Raw genomic sequence first — 18,731 nt, forward strand, 5'->3', positions numbered from 1 at the left:
GACTTTCCCTTTTTATGACAACAGAACTTGTCTCTGGCGGAGCCTGTTTATGAAGCGCACTATTAAAGGTGATAAAAACTTGTCTCATCTGGTGGTTGCCCATGCGGCAATCGATCGTCACGCCGAAAGCTTTGGTCAGCGCCGACAGGGCTGGCCGTCGACCTATCTGATAAAATATCAAAACGATCGCGTGGCGGTAGAGGTGGTAACACGCCGCCAGTCCTACGTCGCAACGCTGATGATTGGCGCACGCAATCTGACCAAGTTGTGTGGCCTGTCCGGTTAAAAACTTCCCCCTTCTACGGTTATTCCCAGTATAAAATAGCGCCCTGACCATCGTCGTCGGGGCGCTACTCCTTGATGCTCACGGGGTTAAGTGTTAAAAAGCCGCCCGCAGATACATTTATTGATTGGCGAAATCTTGCGCAAAAGCGGCAGGATCCCACGCCATATGAGGGTAATATGGGCGGTCAGCAGCAGGACACTCCGCTAAAACGCGGTTTAAAAAACAGACACATACAACTCATCGCCCTGGGCGGTGCCATCGGTACCGGCCTGTTTCTCGGCATTGCACAGACCATTAAAATGGCCGGCCCCTCGGTGTTGCTGGGTTATGCCATCGGCGGTTTTATCGCTTTTCTGATCATGCGTCAGTTGGGGGAGATGGTGGTTGAAGAGCCGGTCGCCGGGTCGTTTAGCCACTTCGCCTATAAATACTGGGGTGATTTCGCCGGTTTTCTTTCCGGCTGGAACTACTGGGCGATGTTCATTTTGGTCGGCATGGCCGAATTGACCGCGGTCGGTATTTATATTCAGTATTGGTGGCCGGACATCCCTACCTGGGTTTCCGCCGCGGTATTCTTTGTGCTGATCAATCTGATCAACCTGGTTAACGTGCGGCTGTACGGCGAAACCGAGTTCTGGTTTGCCATCATCAAGGTGGTGGCGATTGTCGGCATGATCGTTTTCGGTGCCTGGCTGTTGGCCAGCGGCAACGGCGGTCCGCAAGCCAGTATCGGCAACCTGTGGGAGCAGGGCGGCTTTATGCCACACGGCATTGAAGGGCTGGTGATGGCGATGGCGGTGATCATGTTTTCATTCGGTGGGCTGGAGATGGTGGGCATTACGGCCGCCGAAGCCGCCGACCCACGTCGCAGTATTCCCAAGGCCACCAATCAGGTGGTGTACCGCATTCTGATTTTTTACATAGGCTCGTTGACGGTACTGCTTTCGCTTTATCCGTGGGACAAAGTGGTGGAAGGCGGCAGTCCGTTCGTGATGATTTTCCATGCGCTGAACAGTAACCTGGTGGCGACCCTGCTTAACGTGGTGGTGCTGACCGCGGCGCTGTCGGTCTACAACAGTGGGGTCTATGCCAACAGTCGCATGCTGTTCGGGCTGGCGACGCAGGGGAATGCACCCAAGGCGTTGACCCGGGTGAACAAGCGTGGGGTCCCGGTATTGTCGATCGCGCTGTCGGCGTTGGTGACCTCGGTCGGCGTGCTGATCAACTATGTGATGCCGGGGAAAGCCTTTGAGTTGCTGATGGCGTTGGTGGTCTCTACCCTGGTGATTAACTGGGTGATGATTTGTCTGGCTCACCTGCGGTTCCGCGCGGCGAAAAACCGTCAGGGCGTGATCCCAATCTTCAAGGCGTTGTGGTACCCGTTTGGCAACTACCTGTGCCTGGTGTTCCTCAGCCTGATTCTGGTGATCATGTATTTCAGCGAGGGGATCCGTATCTCGGTATTGCTGATGCCGGTATGGATCTTGCTGTTGTGGACCGGCTTTATGCTGACGCGCCGCAAAGGCGCTAAAGTTCGGCGGTAATCTTTAACGGAGGCGCTGTCTGCGCCTCCGGTTCATCCTTTAGCTGCGTGGCATAAAGGCATTGCCTGGGGTGGCGCGGCCCAATCCCAACAGCTTCCTGCACAGCAGGAACAGGGTGGTGATGACATCGATAGCGACCACGCTCAGCATCAACACGCCCAGCATGAAGAAACTCACCAGCGCGCCAACCAACAGCACCAGTGGTGCCGGTACGCGTACCCGGCGCAGTTTCATCGCGGCATACATTTTCCAATACTGCATCTGTGCCAGCATCGCACTACGGATACGGCCCAGTCGAACACGTGATTTGCGTGATGTAGAACGGCTCATAACTTCTCCTTTTCTAAATGTCCTAATAAGTAAATCACAAGGATCTTAAGAGATGCTTAACAGGCTCTAGTCGGCCCTGGCATTCTTACAGGGACTGTGACAACACAATACCCGAAAAGGTCCCCCTGAGGTGAGCACGGTTCACAAAGCACGTGGATCGCGTATCTTGTTATGTTATTGAACCTGCCCGTGCAGGGTGTCCGCAATGGTCGGGAGAGCAACTTGAAGATAACCAATCGTTACTATGATGCTGGCAAAGCGCACCATACCCCGCAGGGGTTTCGCAATCCGGAGCCTTCGCAACGTCAGGAGGGGGATTTAAAGCGCTGGCAGGATGAGCGCAAACAGCAGGGGTTGCCCAAACCGCCGCAGATGGGCTATCCGCAGTTTACCCAGCGCTGGTGGCAACGTGCCGACCTCAGCGGCAGCGATAACAGTATCTGGTGGCTGGGGCATGCCTCGATGCTGCTGCGTCTCGATGGCCGTTATATCCTGATTGACCCGGTATTGTCGGAACGCGCATCGCCGTTCAGTTTTTATGGCCCGAAGCGCAAGACACCGCCGCCGTTGACGGTTCAACAGTTGCCGACGGTGGACGTAGTATTAATTTCACATAATCATTATGACCATCTCGATCGACGCACCGTTAGGCAACTGGCGCGGCGATTTCCGCAGGCGACCTTTATTGTGCCGCTGGGGCTGAAGAACTGGTTCCGACGTTACCGCCTGCAGCGGGTAGAAGAGCTGGACTGGTGGGATAGCCTGCAGTTGGGGGATTTGACGTTTCACAGCACGCCGGCGCGTCACTGGAGCATGCGTACCCTGTGGGACCGCAATCGCTCTCTGTGGTGCGGCTGGGTGATCCATCATCCGGCGCTGCGCTTCTATTTTTCCGGTGACAGTGGCTATACGGATCGGCTGGCGGACATTGGCGCCCGTTTAGGACCATTTGATGTGGCGGCGTTGCCGATTGGCGCTTATGCACCACGCTGGTTCATGCAGGAACAGCATATGGATCCCCAGCAGTCGGTGACGCTGTATCAACAATTAAATGCGCCGCGGGTCATTCCGATCCATTGGGGCGTTTTTGAGTTGGCCGATGAGTCGTTGGATGAACCGCCACAGCAATTAAATCTGGCTCTGAGCGCGGCAGGAATTGAGCAACACCAGTTCCTGCCTATCAAAATTGGCGAGCGCATTGCACTTGATGCTAACTCTTAAGAGTTAATTCTGGGCCTGTGTGGCGGGCGGGGTGGTTACCATCGCCTGCAGGCCAGAGCTGATGCGGGGTGTGGCCATTCTTAGGTATGGGGACCTGGCGATCCCGTGCCTGAGGTTACGCATTGGCATGAATAGGGGCAACGCGGATAAAAAGATAAAATAAATACGTCCGTTTGGCATTGTTATTGACAGAGTAAATACCTGCACGTTTTTTAAGATTTAATTTCGCTATAGATTCCCACTCTCTTCAAGGTTATTGCCGTTATTTAACCCTCGCAATAAGTAATGTATTTATCGGCTACTGCACGACAAGAGTGCGTAAATTCTGATTTTGCATGCTTATGCACCCTAAAGTGGCACGCTATTTGATTTTTGTCGTCTGTTTCCGGCTGCACAAATTGTGGTCACCCTGATTGAGAGCAATAATGAGCCTCGGTATTATTTCGTTGCCGAGGGCAGGCGAGGTAGCTGATGGGAGGCGGTGCCTGCGTCGGGCCGTCCAGATGGCAACCCAAGGGCGGAACATCCGATATCAAATGTGCCCGTTCATCGATATTCAAAAGATGTATAAGAAATTCCATAAAGATTCAAATTTTTTAACGTTCTAAGCGCCTGCCTGGGGTTATATGTTGCAACATACATGGGTCAATCGGATGAAAGAATTGTTAAAATTCAGTCAGGGTGCGGAGTGTAGCGAGGTATCACTGTTAAGCAGAAAATAGCTAAGGCTTCAACATCTTTTAGTCTATTTAAGCTTATGTTGCTCTCGACCGTTTCAAATATGTGCGACAGCTCCACCAGTGATTAAAAATGGCTTGCCATCGAATACAGAGTATGTGATAACGCATCTGGGTAAAACGAGGTACAGTTCTGTATATGTGTGGCATTTTCAGTAAAGAAGTTCTGAGTAAAAACGTTAGCGTTGAATACCGCTTCTCTGCCGATCCTTATCTTAGTGCCTCAAGCAGTAACGACTCTAGTTTGTCTATGTAACGCCTCCGGGCGGTTTAAACAATCCAAAGGAAATACTCAAGATGGCAAAGATCAAAGGTCAAGTTAAGTGGTTCAACGAATCTAAAGGTTTCGGTTTCATCACTCCAGCTGACGGCAGCAAAGACGTGTTCGTACACTTCTCTGCAATCCAGGGTAACGGCTTCAAAACCCTGGCTGAAGGCCAGAACGTTGAGTTCGAAATCCAAGATGGCCAGAAAGGCCCATCTGCAGTAAACGTTACTGCAATCTAATCAGCGTCAGCTGTACAAAAAACCCGCCTTAGTGCGGGTTTTTTCGTTTCTGTTATCCGCCGGCAATAATAATCCCTGCGTACTGATTTCGCCCGCGAATACCTGGATGCGCTGGATCTTGTTCGCGTCGGTGACTGTTGCGGCGGTAGCTGGTGTATTTAAAGCGCTGTGGCTGGTGCGGGTCAGTATTGGGGGTACAGATAGTACAGCTTCCGGCATGGTCAACGGCGGCAAACCCCAGTTCACGCAGTTTGGATTCGGCAATGGCGGCCAGATCCAGGTGGCGATAGTGGGGGCTGATCAAGGCCGCAGGCAGTGGCAACTGTTGCTTGAACCGTGCGACCAGCTCTTCGTTAACCTCGTAACAGCAGGGGCCGGCAGCAGGGCCGATGGAAGCCACCCAATGAGCCGTTGAGTCATCACGGCTGATACGCGCCGCCAGTTGCTCCAGAATGCCGTCCAACAGGCCACGCCAGCCGGCATGTACGGCAGCAATGGCCGAGCCGTCTTTGCGGCTGAAAATCACCGGCAGACAGTCTGCCGTTAACACGCTGAGTAGAATGCCGGGTTGGGTGGTATAGAAGCCATCGGCTTCACCACACAGTTGCATCGTCTGCGTTACGTCAACAATACGAGTGCCATGCACCTGTTTTTTTTCCGGCAGGGTGGCGCGGTAGGGCAGCAGGTGGCCGGGAAGCAGCGCACTCTTGTTGCCGAAACCGTGCTGAATGGCCGGAATGGCGTTGAGCAGTGGAGAGTAATCGGTCATATAAGGTCTTTGCCTGCGTCAGAAAACTTAACGTCAGTGTAGCCAGTTTTTTTCCTGCTTGGCTAGGCCTTCGCGGGATGCGCCTTGCATCGCACCAGCGCCTTCTTTAGACTAGCCGCGCCGTATCTCTCTGGAATCCAAGCCATGTCTTATCAGTGCCCTCTGTGCCATCAACCGCTTCATTTTTCTCATCTGCAATGGCGTTGCGACGCTAACCATCAGTTTGACTGCGCCAAAGAAGGCTATGTCAATCTGCTGCCGGTACAGCACAAGCGTTCAAAGCAGCCCGGCGATAGTGTGGAAATGATGCAGGCGCGGCGCGCTTTCCTGGATGCGGGTTTCTATCAACCCTTGCAGCAGCGGGTGGCTGAGCTGTTGGATCAGGCGCTGGCGACTGATGCGCAGGCGTTACTGGATATCGGCTGTGGCGAAGGCTACTACACGGCAGAAGTGGCTGCACGGTTGGCGCAGCAGCGTAATATTACGGTGTATGGCCTGGATGTTGCCAAAGTGGCGATCCGCTATGCCGCCAAGCGTTATCCGGCAGTGTCATTCTGTGTGGCGTCGAGCCACCGCCTGCCGTTTGCCGACGGCTCTCTGGACGCGATACTGCGTATCTATGCGCCTTGCAAAGCTGAAGAGTTGGCTCGGGTGGTGAAACCCGGTGGTGTAGTGGTCACGGTATCGCCTGGCCCACGTCACCTGTATCAGTTGAAAGAACAGGTCTATCAGCAGGTACAACTGCATGTCGAACAGGATGAGCAGTTCGCCGGTTTTGACTGTGAACGCGTTGAGTCGTTAGCCTATCCGATGACGTTACCGGGTGAGCAGGCGGCCAACCTGCTGCAGATGACGCCGTTTGCCTGGCGGGCCTCTCCTGAGGTTCAGCAGCATCTGATGGGCTGTGAGGCTTTCGCCTGCGAAACCGATTTTGTCATCGCGCTGTACCGCCGCCAGCCTGATTAAGCCTGAATCACGCTCCACAAACAAAAAAACCTGCCATTGGCAGGTTTTTCTTTGCGTTCAGCAGGATCAGGCGAGATAACCCAAATGCTCCAGCAGGATATTGAAACCGATACCGATCAACACCACGCCGCCGAGGATCTCCGCGCGTTTGCCTAGCAATGGCCCAATAAAGCGGCCAATCATCATGCCCAGGGTGGCCATAATCATGGTGGCGCAGCCGATGGCCATGGCAGTGTGCACAATGTTCACCTGCAGGAAGGCCAGACCGACACCGATGGCCATGGCATCGAGGCTGGTGGCAATGGCGGTGGCGACCAACAGCCAGAACCCGTGACGTTTCACTTTTTCCACTTCGTCCGGCCGGTTTCTGACGCCTTCGACGATCATGCGCATGCCGAGGATAAACAGCAGTGAGAAGGCGACCCAGTGATCCCATTCCATAATGTATTGGCTGGCGAACAAGCCGATGCCCCAACCGATAATCGGCGTAATGGCTTCGACCACCCCGAAGATGAGTCCGGTGCGTAGTGCTTCACGAAAACGGGGTTGATGCAGGCTGGCACCTTTGCCGATCGATGCGGCGAATGCATCCATAGACATGCCAAAAGCGAGAATGAGTGTAGCTGACAAGTTCATGTTAAGTAACCTCGGCCGGGCGGCTCCATATACACGTAACCCACCCCCAACCATACGACGGAGTTACGTGTCTATGGTCTCGCCAACCTTACCTGGCTGCCCGCACCACGTTTTAATGTATAAAACGAGTATGTTGATACGGGCGTTTCTGGTGTTTTATTGTCCAGAAACCGGCTACTCCCCAATGACGGCGCAACCATACCATATTAATTCCGTTACCAACAACCCTTATTCCCGATGGACATTTGTTTGGCGTTGATAATTGTTTTCATTAATGGGATGTACAGAAAGGAATATAATGTAGGCGAGTGCAACAATATTGCGTAAATAATCATCAGGTAGCCTCGTGCGCTGGTGAATTATTATCCACATACAGCGCAGGGCGAGGTGGGGGGAGAGTTAAGGTTGTCGTTTACTCACTGATTTTCTACAAAAAAGTGATAAATTTTTTCCAGGTCGTCTAATTGAGTGACCTGAATCAGCAAGCGACGCTGCTCCAGCTCTATCACCAGGATGCCATCCTCGGATAAATTCATGGCTTTAATCCGGTTATATTCAATAAAGGCGTTGGCATAAAAGAAACCCTGGGCTTTAAACAACATCTTGGGCCAGCGGATATAAGAAATATAAATGGCGATCAGTGCTAAAGAAATAAGCAGATAGGTGGTTATTAACGCACCCTGAGTGGTGACATTTCGATAGAGCAGAATGGCGATCAGGCCGATAAAAATCAGGCCATCTATCCGATTACGGCGTTTTAACTGCACCTTGAGCAAGGTTTTGCCTTTCAGCAGGTTCATGCCGAACTCGTCGTAAATCGCATACACCAGCATCAGCGCGGTGAAAATCAGTAATACGCCATCGGTCAGCGACATCTTTCAACTCCAGAAATAAAAAAACCGGGGGTTTCCCCCCGGCGATTAAAACGCTTACAGACCCAGCAGACCTATCCAGTAACCGAAGATACCGATGGCAAAGAAGCCAATGATGATCCACAGCGCATTCACTTTTCTGCGCAGTAGCCACATACAGCCGAAGGTCAGCAGCAGCGGCACCAGACCTGGCATCAACTGGTCGAGGATGGTTTGCACCGTGGTCACCGTGGTATGCCCGGTCTGGTCGGTGATCTTCGACACCACCAGCGGGATATTCACGTGCGTCCACTTGTTAACCAGTGCCCCCATGACAAACAGGCCAAGAATGGACGCTCCTTCCGTCAGTTTTTGCAGGAAGCCGCCGCCCATATCATTAACGATATCCACCCCTTTGCGGTAACCGTAGGCCACGCCGTAATAGCGGGTCATCAGGCGCACCAGGTTGAACAGAACGAAGAACAAGAGCGGACCCAGCAGGCTGCCACTCATGGCAATACCGGCGCCGAGTGCGGCGAATACCGGCCGTACGGTACCCCAGAAAATCGGGTCACCGACACCGGCCAGTGGCCCCATCAAACCAACCTTGATGCCGTTGATAGCCGCATCGTCGATCGGTGCCCCGTTAGCGCGCTGTTCTTCCATCGCCATGGTAACGCCAAGCACCGGCGCTGCCACGTAAGGGTGGGTGTTAAAGAACTCCAGATGGCGTTTGATCGCCTGTTTGCGGTCGTCGTTATTTTCCGGGTACAGGCGACGGATCACCGGCACCATTGAGAAGCAAAAACCCAGCGCCTGCATACGTTCGAAGTTCCATGAACCCTGGAACAGATTCGAGCGCATAAACACACCGCGAATATCGGCTGGCGTGAGTTTCTTTTGAGCTGTTGTATCAACCATTTCTCTCACCTATTCCTAGTCGAGTTCGTTATCGAGGTCGTTGGCATTAGCCGGACCAGCCTGGACTACCTGAGACTTGTTGTATTTCGGGCTGAGCTGGATATAAAGCACCGCCATCACCACGCCGATCACGCCGAGGGCGACCAGGTTAAAGTTGGTGAAGGCCGCGGTAACGAAACCGAGGTAGAAGAATGGCATCAGGTAGCCGGCACGCATCATGTTGATCACCATGGCGTAACCCACCACCACGATCATCCCACCGGCGATGTTCAGGCCGCTGGTGACGACTTCCGGGATCGAGTTAAGCAGCGCGTGAACGCCTGAGGTGCCCACCGAGACCGCAACGATAACCGCCGGGATGGCGATACGCATTGCCTGCAGCAGCAGGGCGGAGATATGCAGCCAGGTAATGGCACGCAAACTGCCTCGCTCCGCCGCGCTGTCTGCCGCGTGCTGGAAGGCTACGGTCAGGGTACGCACGATGATGGTCAGCACTTGCCCAGCGGCTGCCAGCGGAATAGCCAGGGCGATACCGGCCCCGACGCTTTGTCCACCGGCAATAACCAGAATGGTGGAAATGATTGACGCCAACGCCGCATCTGGCGCTACCGCCGCACCGATGTTCATCCAGCCCAGGGCGATCATCTCCAGCGTACCGCCGATGATGATACCGCTTTTCATATCACCGAGAATAAAGCCGATCAGGGTACAGGCGACCAGCGGACGGTGGAACTGAAACTCGTCGAGGACGGAACCCATCCCGGCGATACAGGCAACGATAAATATCAGTACAATCTGAAGAGTGGTAATCTCCATTGCACTTCTCCTATGACCAAAGATCTCTGAGTAAAATAATTATTGGCTGTCGCCATTAATTGAGTTTGTTAATCAGGTCCATCATTTTTAACCGACTGTCGGACGAGACTTTACGAACTTCCAATTCAATACCGCGCTCGTTTAATTTCTTAAACGCTTCGATATCTTTTTCATCAACCGAAACGGCGTTGTTCACCTGGGTTTTGCCCTGACGGAACGCCATGCCACCGATATTCACCGACTTGATATCCACACCGGCCTCCACCAAACGCCAGACGTCGGTCGGGTTGGTGAACAGAAACATCACGCGATCGCCGGCGTATTTCGGGTTATTCCAGACGCGGATGGCTTTCGCCACGTCAACCACATGTGCGGTGACGCCCGGCGGGGCAACCTGAGTCAGTAAGGTTTTGCGAACGTGATCGGCGGCAACTTCGTCACTGATCACAATGATGCGGGTGACGTCGGTTTCCTTGGTCCAGCGAGTCGCTACCTGACCGTGAATCAAACGGTCATCAATGCGGGCCAGGCCGATTTTCATATGGTCATTGGGACCCAGCGGCGCCTGAGGAGCGGCGGGTTTCGCGGCGGGAGCACTCCGTGGTGCCGCGGGCTTAACACTCTCTTCGGCCGGTTTTTTCAGCGCTTTCACGCCCTCACGGCCGGTTTCCAACGCCAGCGCGACCAGATCGTCGAAGCCAGGGTTGTCATCTCGCGCCATGAACGTTTCCACCAGCATCGGAATGTTAACCCCGGTGACGACCTCATAGTTTTCTTTATCGACGGCGATGCGGCTGGCCGCATTGAACGGGCTGCCGCCCCAGGTATCGACCAGGAACAGGACGCCACCGCTGGTGTCGAGCCCGCTGATTTTCCCGTTGTATTTCTCGATTAACGTTTCGGCATTTTCACCGGGGACGAAATCTATAAAAGCGACGTTGTCCTGTTCGCCCAATAGCATTTCCGTCGTCTTCAGCAATTGTTCTGCTGCGGTCCCGTGTGTGCCGATGATAATAGCTATTGCCACTCGCTACCTCCTCATTGAACTTCATGCACGGATTGTGTCGTTGTTTAGTTCATTTTCTTGCTGGCAGTCACCTGCGTGGTTCAGATACATTATGGTAGAAATTTGGAAACCCGCCGTTAACATTTCCCGCGCAGTTTCAAAAGCCTGTGCGCAATGAACCCCATCAGCGCTATTTATTTTAGTGAGTGAAAAAATAAATTTTGTGACATTGCTCTGTTATTGAACGCTCGGACAAGTCCTAACCCGGTGTTTGCGGAATTAAACACCAGAGCTGTTACAAGACGATGCAGAAGGTAAAAAAGCTTCTTTGCCGGCAAAAAATTTCCTGCTAGAGTATTTCTTCTTTCATATTTAGGAGTGAAGGGCCTCAGCCCACCCTATGGACTGTCACCGAAGTTACTGTTTTTCAAGGTTCCACCCGCCACCTGCTGGCGTTTTACAAGTCACACGGCCGTTCGGCCATCCCCCGGTACTGCAATCCCGATATCTTGCTGTTTCTGTCCGCGCCCTTGCTGCGTCGGCATTGTCACGTCTGAGCACCGCTCGGCCATCCTGTCTTTTTTTCGGAGTCTGATATGGAATTTTTAATGGACCCCTCAATTTGGGCTGGGTTACTGACACTGGTGGTATTGGAAATTGTACTGGGTATCGACAACCTGGTGTTTATCGCCATTCTGGCCGATAAGCTGCCGCCGAAGCAGCGTGACAAAGCGCGCATCCTCGGCCTGTCGCTGGCGCTGTTTATGCGTCTGGGCCTGTTGTCGGTCATTTCCTGGATGGTGACGCTGACCACGCCGCTGTTTAGCGTCGGGGAGTTCAGCTTCTCCGGCCGTGACCTGATCCTGCTGTTCGGTGGGGTGTTCCTGTTGTTCAAGGCCACCATGGAGCTGCACGAACGGTTGGAAGGGCAAACGCACCAGGATGGCGCCAACCGCGGTTATGCCAAGTTCTGGGCGGTGGTGGTGCAGATTGTGATCCTTGACGCCGTGTTCTCACTCGACGCGGTAATTACCGCCGTGGGCATGGTGAACGACCTGCCGGTTATGATGACCGCCGTTGTCATCGCCATGGTGGTGATGCTGGTGGCTTCAAAACCGCTGACTAACTTCGTCAATGCACATCCTACTATTGTGGTGCTGTGCCTGAGCTTCCTGTTGATGATCGGCCTGAGCCTGATCGCCGAAGGCTTTGGCTTGCATATCCCTAAAGGTTACCTGTACGCCGCGATTGGTTTCTCAATTCTGATTGAGCTGTTTAACCAAATCGCCCGCCGAAACTTTATCAAGCATCAGGCTCATCGTCCGATGCGTGAACGCACCGCAGAGGCGATCATGCGCCTTATGGGGCAACAGCGGGCACAGCAGACGGACGAAACGGCACCGCAGCCGGTGAATGAAACCTTCGCCGAGGAAGAACGTTATATGATCAGCGGCGTGTTAACGCTGGCCTCACGTTCACTGCGTAGCGTGATGACGCCTCGCACCGAGATTTCATGGGTGGATTGCGATCGTTCCCGTGAAGAGGTGCGTGAGCAACTGCTGGATACGCCGCACAGCCTGTTCCCGGTTTGCCGTGACTCGCTGGATGAAATTATCGGCGTGGTTCGTGCCAAGGATCTGCTGGTGGCGGTAGAACGGGGTGATGATATTGCCGAGTTTGCCGCGCGCACGCCACCGATTGTGGTGCCGGACACCATGGACGTGATTAACCTGCTGGCGGTATTGCGCCGTGCCAAGGGGCGATTGGTGGTAGTCACCAACGAATTTGGCGTAGTGCAGGGGCTGGTCACGCCACTGGATGTGCTGGAGGCGATTGCCGGTGAATTCCCGGACGAGGATGAAACGCCCGATATCGTGGTGGAAGATGCCGCCTGGCTGGTGAAGGGCGGAGCCGATCTGCACTCACTGGAACAGGCGCTGAATTGCGAGGATCTGGTCAGTCCGACGGCGGATTTCGCCACCCTGGCGGGGTTCCTGCTATCCCACTACGGCCAGATGCCGGCGGTGGGCGAAACGGTAGAACTTAACCGACTGCGTTTTGAAGTCGTTGCCGTGTCCGAGTACCGCATTGAGTTGGTGCGTATTACCAAGGTGGAACCTCACGACGAGCAACACCAGTAACACCGGAGCCGGGGGCATCACGCCTCCGGCTTGCTTGCTTGTTCCTTCTGCCATTCCTCCCGCTGATTCACCGTCCGCAATCTTGATTCGTACTGCTGTAACCACAGCGGGAATACATTGATCGGCATCGGCTTGGCAAAATAGAAGCCCTGCAGCGCGTTTACCTCGCGAGAACGAAGATATTCCGCCTGTTCGGCGGTTTCCACGCCCTCAGCCACCAGCCTTAATTTGAGGCGCTGTGCCAGCGTGATGATGGTATCGGTGACGGTAGCGTTAATCGCATCGGTCCCGATGGCAGCGGTAAACCCACGGTCGATCTTCAATACGTCAGGGCTGAGTTTTTTCAGATAGCTGAGCGAACTGTGCCCGGTGCCAAAATCGTCGATCGCCAGCATGATGCCCATTTCCTTGAGCGTTTTTATTTGCTCATACTGAATTTCCGATAGGGCGGTGCGCTCGGTCAACTCCAGCATCAGCGAAGGCATGGGATGGGCCGGCAGCCACAGGCGGCGGATATCATCGATAATGGTCACCCCGTTGAAATGCTCAGCCGCGACGTTAATGCTGATATAAAACGACGGGCGTGGCGGGAATAACTGCAGGTTTTCCACCACGGTGCCCATCAGGTAGCGGGTCAGGGCGATGATTAAGCCGTGCTGCTCCGCCAGTGGGATAAAGACGTCGGGGGAGATCCAGCCCTGGCGTTTGTTCTTCCAGCGCAGCAGCATCTCAACCCCGACGCAGCGGCCAGTTTCTGCATTGATGATCGGCTGACAGTAAACGCGGAATTCGCGATGGGAAATGGCGTGGCCAATATGGTACGACAGGCTCATGCGGTTTGCCGTTAGCAGATACACCACATAGGCCGCCAGCAGGCTGATCAACAATGACAGCGGGATATGGCGCGGCAGCGCCGCCAGCGCCAGCAGGCTGGCCTGAGGGCCGAACAGCGAAATCGAGAACGGATACTGAGTGGATTTTGCGGTATAGCGCAGGTCGGTTGTCAGAGTATCGCTGCGCAAGATCTCCCGGCGGCCATATTCCAGGCTGTAATCGCCGACGTTCAGTACCACCCGCTGTGCGTAGGGTTCCTGGGGTTCCAGCAGGAAGTTTGCCAACAACTCAATATTGAATACGTGTAATACACCGTTGCTGCGGTTATCTGGCTCGGCCGGGGTCCACATGATCAGGGTTGGCACGCCTTTGGCGACCGAGAGTGAGGGGCGCAGCGCCAATTTCGCGCCATCGTTTGCTATTGTGGGCAAAATAGCGGCAAAAACATAGGTACGGGCACCAAACAGACTGGAACAGTAGATAATGCCGTCTTTGACCAACAGCATGGCCCGTAAAGCCTGATTTTGTGCGGCGCGAAAACGCAATGTCGGCATCGCGGTATCACAGGATTGACTCAACATCGGCATACTGCGTTCGGCTTGCTGTTTGGCCGGCGTCAGTAAGTCGTTAATTTTGGCGACGGTGCGCGTGGCAAGCGCTTGCCGGCTTTGTTCAATGGAGCCAAGTTCCTGATAATAGCGGGTATACAGTGACAGCAGCAGAATAGCCAACCCGACCGCCCCGGCGAGTAGCCAACGGTAATAGCGGTATTTGGTCACGGCAAGTTGGGTCATCAACATCACTCAATCCTTGTTCGGGAAACCAGCCCCGGATCACCCTCAGGCCAAACTGCCCTCAATGATCCTCGGCTAATTCTAGCCTGTCGTTATACAAGAGTGATGGTAACCCAGTAAATTATTTAAATTTAGTGAAACAGAGGGCTAAATTGCAGGTTAACCGCAGGATAGGCGGAATATTCTTTGAAAATTTTGTGTGACGCTGTCACTAAGTGGCGCTAGTGATTTGATTAACCGAGGGTTGATGAAAGAAAAACCCCGCCATTACGGCGGGGTTAAAGGGTCAGTCACACTGCACTTTGATCGCCAGCCCACCGCGAGAGGTTTCGCGATATTTGGCGTTCATGTCTTTGCCAGTTTCGTACATGGTTTCGATCACCTTATCCAGAGACACACGTGGCTCACTGGTGCGGCGCAGGGCCATGCGCGCCGAGTTGATCGCCTTCACGGAAGCAATGGCATTACGTTCGATGCAAGGCACCTGAACCTGGCCGGCAACCGGGTCGCAGGTCAGACCCAGGTTGTGCTCCATGCCGATTTCCGCTGCGATGCAAACTTGCTCCGGACTCCCGCCCAGCAGTTCGGCCAGGCCGGCTGCCGCCATTGAACAGGCTACACCCACTTCCCCCTGACAGCCCACTTCGGCGCCGGAGATAGAGGCGTTCATCTTGTACAACGCACCGACTGCGCCCGCCGCCATAAAGTAACGGATATAAATATCCGGGCTGACGGATTCAATAAAGTGGTCATAGTAAGCCAACACGGCCGGAACGATACCGCAGGCACCGTTGGTTGGTGCGGTAACCACACGGCCGCCGGCGGCGTTCTCTTCGTTGACCGCCAGCGCAAACATGTTGACCCAGTCAATCACGTTCATTGGGTCGCTGGACAGCTTGTCGGAAGACACCAGCAGGCGGCGCAGCGCAGAGGCACGACGTGGCACACGCAGTGGCCCCGGCAGCACGCCTTCGGTATTCAGACCACGATCGATACAGGCACGCATGGTCTGCCAGATGTTACCGAAGTAGGTCTCGATATCCTGCTTGCTGTGCAGCGCCAATTCGTTCTGCATCACCAGACCGGAAAAGGACAGCCCGGTATCACGGCAGTGGGCGAGAATATCACGAGCAAAACTGAACGGATAAGGGACGCTCAACTCGTGCGCGTCGGCCTTGCCGAAGTTCTCTTCGTCGACGATAAAACCGCCGCCGAGTGAGTAGTAGGTCTTGCTGTAAACTTGCTTATCCCCGGCGAAGGCGTGGATCTGCATGCCGTTCTCATGCAGCGGCAAATTGTCGCTGCGGAAAACCATGCCGCCATCACGCGGGAAATCTACCTCATGCAGGCCGTTGGCCAGCATGAGGCGTTGACGTTGTTCTACATCGCGAATAAAGCCCGGGATGCTATCGATATCAACGGTATCTGGCATATTGCCCGCCAGGCCGAGGATGATAGCGATATCGGTATGGTGACCTTTACCGGTCAATGAGAGTGAGCCGTAAACATCTACGGCAACACGCGTGATAGAAGGCATCAGGCCTTTATTTACCAGATCGTCGACAAACTGTTTGCCGGCTTTCATCGGTCCAACCGTATGAGAGCTGGACGGGCCGATGCCGATCTTAAACATGTCGAAAACGCTAATCACGCTAAAACTCCTTAGAGGCATATTGTTATGGCTGCGGCGGTTAAAAACCGAGCAGGGAACAGCGATATTGTAAAAGGGCCACGCGGGTTTGGCTGCCTTTTTCGCATGAAATAAAATAATCCTTGGTGTTAGTCTTATTACTGATTGCCTCAGGCATTCGGGCGGCCGTGGAACCTCCGTTGCCTAAACTCGGTTAATGGCAATCGCGCCAGCTTCCACTGCTGAACGCGGCCGGCTTAAACCTTGCTTAAATAGTGGTTTATTCCGGACGACGGTATTTTACAGGTATTTCGTAAGGTTGAAGAGAGGGTTTACAGTTTTTTTAAAACTCTGATAGTCAGGAAGGTAGTTGAAAAAACAAACCAATGAAGTGATGACGATCGCTTTACCCACGCCTGTGGTGCAGGTAACCGTTTGGCTTGTGATGTATGTCACATTATTAACGCTAAATGCTGACTTGCTGCGCCAGTCTTCGAATGATAGCGGCAGTCAAACCCCAGACAAATTGGCTCTGATACCAGGACAAATAAATGCGGTGCGAATGACCGGCACGCTGGATATCCAGCGGATAATAGCGCGAAAGTGTCAGCGCTTCGTGTAGCGGCATTTCAAACACGTCGGCCACTTCGTCTTCATTGGCGAAAAATTGCACATCGGGTGAGATCAAGCCGACCACCGGCGTCACCTGAAAACCGGTACTGCTGTCGAGCGGTGCCAGTTGACCCAGAATGGTCACTGCCTGCGGGGGGATAGCCACTTCCTCCTGAGCTTCGCGCAGGGCGGTGATAATCGCCGAGCCGTCTTCAGCATCGGTTTTACCGCCCGGAAACGCCACCTGACCCGGGTGTTTGCGCAGTGAATCGGCACGGCGTGTCAGTAACAACGTGGGTTCGGGGCGACAGATAATCGGGATCAGCACCGCAGCCGGTCGAACGTTATGTGAGATCTGCGCTGCCTGTGGCAGTTGCAGTTGAAAGCGGCTGATAAAGGCCGCCAGCGAGGCCGGATAAGTCGGTGGGTTCACGAAGCGATAAACTCCCCCAGTTGCGGCAGAATGCGGCCGACTTTATCGAAGGTTTCCTGGTATTCCGCCTGTTCCTGGCTGTCGGCGACGATGCCGCCCCCGGCAGAACAATATATACGGCCGTTTTCGGTGATCAGGGTGCGGATAGTGATATTGGTGTCCATGGTGCCGCAGGCGCTGATATACCCGATGCTGCCGCAGTAGGCATTACGTCGCTGAGGCTCCAGTTCTTCAATGATTTCCATCGCTCGCACCTTGGGCGCACCGGTGATGGACCCCCCAGGGAAACAAGCGCGCAGCAGTTCGGTTGCCGGTGTGTGTTGCGGCAAGGTGGCGGTGATGGTGCTGACCAGATGATGTACCGCCGGGAAGGGCTCTACCACGAACAGTTCGGGAACCTGCACGCTGCCCGGTTCGGCGACGCGGCCGATATCATTACGCAGCAGATCGACAATCATCAGATTCTCCGCACGGTCTTTGGCGGAGTTCGCCAACCGTTGCGCCTGTTGTGCATCCTGCTTGGCATCGGCCAGCCGCGGCAGGGTACCTTTGATAGGACGGGTTTGAATCTGCTGATTTTCCAGCCACAGAAAACGCTCAGGCGAAACGCTGAGCACGGCGTTTTCCGGCAGGCGCAGGAAGGCGGAGAAGGGCGCGCGGTTGCTGGCGTTCAATTGCTGAAAGGCTTGCCATTCATCGCCCTGATAATCGGCAGAAAAACGCTGTGCCAGATTGATTTGATAACAATCCCCGCTGCGCAGGTAATGCTGAATACGCTGGAATTTATCACCGTACTGCTGCCGCGTCATATTGGCCTGCCAGGGGCTGGTCAAGGCAAATGCTGACCGGGGCGCGGGCTGTTGGCGATGGAGCCACTGCCAGCGCTGCTCCACATCAGCATGGCTGAGCAACGTCAGCGTTTGTTGGTGGTGATCGGCAATCACTGCCCAGTCATAAATACCGACGGCCATATCCGGTAACGCGATATCCGGCACAGCCCACTGCGGCAGTTTCTCTACCCGACGGCCTAAATCGTAACCAAACAGCCCGAGGGCGCCGCCCTGAAACGGCAGGCCGGCATCAACATCCGGATGCAGGTTCTGTTGTTCCAACTGCTGCTGTAACAGGCTGAAAGGATCTTCCGGCGACTGCCAACAGGCTTCACCACGACGGATCTCGGTTGAGGGGCCGCGAGTGGTCAGGGTGGTACAGGGCGCGGCGACCAGAATATCGAAACGGTTATGCGAGTGTTCGGCAAAACCGGAATGCAGCAACATCGCCCAAGGCTGTGAGGCCAGCGGGGCAAACAGCTCCAGCAGGGCGGTGCGGGTGTAGGGCAAAGACTTAATATTCGGTGCGGTTGCGCTCATGGGCCTCAATAAACCTGACTGACGGGGCGGCTGTTTCAGCAGGCTATTCTGCCATATTCAACCGGCTGGCGCATGCTCTGGCTGTATGCGCCACAGCACACTTCGTATAAACCGCGAGTAAACAATTTTGCAAATGAAGCATTTTTTGCGACTTTGGCTATAATCCAATATGTTAAAAACAACACCAGTGAACAGTTAAGATAATTCTCGGATACGTTGATTTGAATTTCAAACGCTAAATTTCGTTATTAGTTTCACTCGGTTATTGTTTTTGCTTGTTATCACCTCTCTGTGAGCACACAGAGCTTAAAATATAAATGGTAACAA

Annotated in this window: 18 protein-coding genes and 1 riboswitch; of the genes, 7 read left to right on the plus strand and 11 right to left on the minus strand. The window is 54.1% G+C overall.

What is annotated here, in order from left to right; genetic code table 11:
• Window positions 1–49 precede the first annotated feature (49 nt).
• Together OC597_RS08025 and OC597_RS08030 are read left to right on the plus strand one after the other, a co-directional pair.
• A complete protein-coding gene (locus OC597_RS08025) occupies window positions 50–286 on the plus strand; it encodes a DUF4060 family protein (RefSeq protein ID WP_262208306.1) in 237 nt (78 codons plus the stop codon).
• A 176-nt stretch (window positions 287–462) separates the two neighbouring features.
• Window positions 463–1,830, plus strand: a complete 1,368-nt coding sequence (locus tag OC597_RS08030; protein ID WP_099064303.1) for an amino acid permease — start codon at window positions 463–465, stop codon at window positions 1,828–1,830.
• Window positions 1,831–1,869: 39 nt separating this feature from the next.
• Here OC597_RS08030 and OC597_RS08035 read toward each other — a convergent pair whose 3' ends face one another.
• A complete protein-coding gene (locus OC597_RS08035) occupies window positions 1,870–2,160 on the minus strand; it encodes a hypothetical protein (protein WP_085117196.1) in 291 nt (96 codons plus the stop codon).
• 222 nt (window positions 2,161–2,382) lie between these two features.
• On the opposite strand from OC597_RS08035, the gene OC597_RS08040 reads away from it, so the two are divergent.
• The 3 genes from OC597_RS08040 to cspE all read left to right on the plus strand — a co-directional run bounded on the left by OC597_RS08040 (window position 2,383) and on the right by cspE (window position 4,625).
• The gene (locus tag OC597_RS08040) at window positions 2,383–3,381 is read left to right on the plus strand and encodes an MBL fold metallo-hydrolase (protein WP_261424184.1); all 999 of its coding nucleotides are present in this window, start codon (window positions 2,383–2,385) and stop codon (window positions 3,379–3,381) included.
• 876 nt (window positions 3,382–4,257) lie between these two features.
• On the plus strand, window positions 4,258–4,374 hold the full coding sequence (locus OC597_RS08045; protein WP_071593021.1) for a DUF2627 domain-containing protein: 117 nt from the start codon (window positions 4,258–4,260) through the stop codon (window positions 4,372–4,374).
• A 41-nt stretch (window positions 4,375–4,415) separates the two neighbouring features.
• Window positions 4,416–4,625: a transcription antiterminator/RNA stability regulator CspE gene (gene cspE, locus OC597_RS08050; protein ID WP_002221949.1), complete on the plus strand. Its 210-nt coding sequence runs from the start codon at window positions 4,416–4,418 to the stop codon at window positions 4,623–4,625.
• A 52-nt stretch (window positions 4,626–4,677) separates the two neighbouring features.
• Here cspE and pgeF read toward each other — a convergent pair whose 3' ends face one another.
• Window positions 4,678–5,394 (minus strand): peptidoglycan editing factor PgeF, encoded by a 717-nt coding sequence (pgeF, locus tag OC597_RS08055; RefSeq protein ID WP_262208311.1) that lies wholly within the window; start codon window positions 5,392–5,394, stop codon window positions 4,678–4,680.
• A gap of 144 nt (window positions 5,395–5,538) precedes the next feature.
• Here pgeF and rlmA point away from each other — a divergent pair, with 144 nt between their 5' ends.
• Window positions 5,539–6,360, plus strand: coding sequence for a 23S rRNA (guanine(745)-N(1))-methyltransferase (rlmA, locus tag OC597_RS08060; RefSeq protein WP_261256476.1), 822 nt, complete (start codon window positions 5,539–5,541; stop codon window positions 6,358–6,360).
• A 66-nt stretch (window positions 6,361–6,426) separates the two neighbouring features.
• Here the strand turns inward: rlmA and mntP are convergent, their stop codons facing one another.
• From mntP to manX, 5 genes are all read right to left on the minus strand, one after another.
• Window positions 6,427–6,996: a manganese efflux pump MntP gene (mntP, locus tag OC597_RS08065; protein ID WP_085117194.1), complete on the minus strand. Its 570-nt coding sequence runs from the start codon at window positions 6,994–6,996 to the stop codon at window positions 6,427–6,429.
• An 11-nt stretch (window positions 6,997–7,007) separates the two neighbouring features.
• Window positions 7,008–7,191, minus strand: a riboswitch (yybP-ykoY riboswitch).
• A 221-nt stretch (window positions 7,192–7,412) separates the two neighbouring features.
• A complete protein-coding gene (locus OC597_RS08070) occupies window positions 7,413–7,871 on the minus strand; it encodes a DUF986 family protein (RefSeq protein WP_261462901.1) in 459 nt (152 codons plus the stop codon).
• Window positions 7,872–7,925: 54 nt separating this feature from the next.
• Complete coding sequence (locus tag OC597_RS08075) at window positions 7,926–8,768, minus strand: PTS mannose transporter subunit IID (protein ID WP_085117192.1); 843 nt, start codon at window positions 8,766–8,768, stop codon at window positions 7,926–7,928.
• Between the two features lie 15 nt (window positions 8,769–8,783).
• Window positions 8,784–9,584, minus strand: a complete 801-nt coding sequence (locus OC597_RS08080; protein WP_085117191.1) for a PTS mannose/fructose/sorbose transporter subunit IIC — start codon at window positions 9,582–9,584, stop codon at window positions 8,784–8,786.
• A 55-nt stretch (window positions 9,585–9,639) separates the two neighbouring features.
• The gene (gene manX / locus OC597_RS08085) at window positions 9,640–10,611 is read right to left on the minus strand and encodes a PTS mannose transporter subunit IIAB (protein ID WP_262208313.1); all 972 of its coding nucleotides are present in this window, start codon (window positions 10,609–10,611) and stop codon (window positions 9,640–9,642) included.
• A 575-nt stretch (window positions 10,612–11,186) separates the two neighbouring features.
• Here manX and OC597_RS08090 point away from each other — a divergent pair.
• Window positions 11,187–12,731, plus strand: coding sequence for a TerC family protein (locus tag OC597_RS08090; protein WP_262208314.1), 1,545 nt, complete (start codon window positions 11,187–11,189; stop codon window positions 12,729–12,731).
• A gap of 17 nt (window positions 12,732–12,748) precedes the next feature.
• On the opposite strand, the gene OC597_RS08095 is transcribed toward OC597_RS08090, so the two are convergent.
• The 4 genes from OC597_RS08095 to pabB all read right to left on the minus strand — a co-directional run bounded on the left by OC597_RS08095 (window position 12,749) and on the right by pabB (window position 18,404).
• Window positions 12,749–14,365: an EAL domain-containing protein gene (locus OC597_RS08095; protein WP_262208315.1), complete on the minus strand. Its 1,617-nt coding sequence runs from the start codon at window positions 14,363–14,365 to the stop codon at window positions 12,749–12,751.
• 280 nt (window positions 14,366–14,645) lie between these two features.
• Window positions 14,646–16,010: an L-serine ammonia-lyase gene (sdaA, locus tag OC597_RS08100; protein WP_261256486.1), complete on the minus strand. Its 1,365-nt coding sequence runs from the start codon at window positions 16,008–16,010 to the stop codon at window positions 14,646–14,648.
• A gap of 445 nt (window positions 16,011–16,455) precedes the next feature.
• Complete coding sequence (locus tag OC597_RS08105; RefSeq protein ID WP_261284815.1) at window positions 16,456–17,034, minus strand: CoA pyrophosphatase; 579 nt, start codon at window positions 17,032–17,034, stop codon at window positions 16,456–16,458.
• On the minus strand, window positions 17,031–18,404 hold the full coding sequence (pabB, locus tag OC597_RS08110; protein WP_262208318.1) for an aminodeoxychorismate synthase component 1: 1,374 nt from the start codon (window positions 18,402–18,404) through the stop codon (window positions 17,031–17,033). Before pabB ends, OC597_RS08105 begins: the two co-directional genes overlap by 4 nt.
• Between the last annotated feature and the right edge of the window lie 327 nt (window positions 18,405–18,731).

Origin of the sequence: Serratia proteamaculans, from assembly GCF_946227095.1 — a bacterium.
GTDB lineage: Bacteria > Pseudomonadota > Gammaproteobacteria > Enterobacterales > Enterobacteriaceae > Serratia > Serratia proteamaculans_E.

Coding starts and splice junctions, on each gene's coding strand:
- pabB (WP_262208318.1), bottom strand. CDS start 18,404: ATGAGCGCAACCGCACCGAATATTAAGTCTTTGCCCTACACCCGCACC.
- OC597_RS08095 (WP_262208315.1), bottom strand. CDS start 14,365: ATGTTGATGACCCAACTTGCCGTGACCAAATACCGCTATTACCGTTGG.
- OC597_RS08090 (WP_262208314.1), top strand. CDS start 11,187: ATGGAATTTTTAATGGACCCCTCAATTTGGGCTGGGTTACTGACACTG.
- OC597_RS08025 (WP_262208306.1), top strand. CDS start 50: ATGAAGCGCACTATTAAAGGTGATAAAAACTTGTCTCATCTGGTGGTT.
- pgeF (WP_262208311.1), bottom strand. CDS start 5,394: ATGACCGATTACTCTCCACTGCTCAACGCCATTCCGGCCATTCAGCAC.
- mntP (WP_085117194.1), bottom strand. CDS start 6,996: ATGAACTTGTCAGCTACACTCATTCTCGCTTTTGGCATGTCTATGGAT.
- OC597_RS08045 (WP_071593021.1), top strand. CDS start 4,258: ATGTGTGGCATTTTCAGTAAAGAAGTTCTGAGTAAAAACGTTAGCGTT.
- OC597_RS08035 (WP_085117196.1), bottom strand. CDS start 2,160: ATGAGCCGTTCTACATCACGCAAATCACGTGTTCGACTGGGCCGTATC.
- OC597_RS08070 (WP_261462901.1), bottom strand. CDS start 7,871: ATGTCGCTGACCGATGGCGTATTACTGATTTTCACCGCGCTGATGCTG.
- OC597_RS08030 (WP_099064303.1), top strand. CDS start 463: ATGGGCGGTCAGCAGCAGGACACTCCGCTAAAACGCGGTTTAAAAAAC.
- cspE (WP_002221949.1), top strand. CDS start 4,416: ATGGCAAAGATCAAAGGTCAAGTTAAGTGGTTCAACGAATCTAAAGGT.
- rlmA (WP_261256476.1), top strand. CDS start 5,539: ATGTCTTATCAGTGCCCTCTGTGCCATCAACCGCTTCATTTTTCTCAT.
- OC597_RS08075 (WP_085117192.1), bottom strand. CDS start 8,768: ATGGTTGATACAACAGCTCAAAAGAAACTCACGCCAGCCGATATTCGC.
- OC597_RS08080 (WP_085117191.1), bottom strand. CDS start 9,584: ATGGAGATTACCACTCTTCAGATTGTACTGATATTTATCGTTGCCTGT.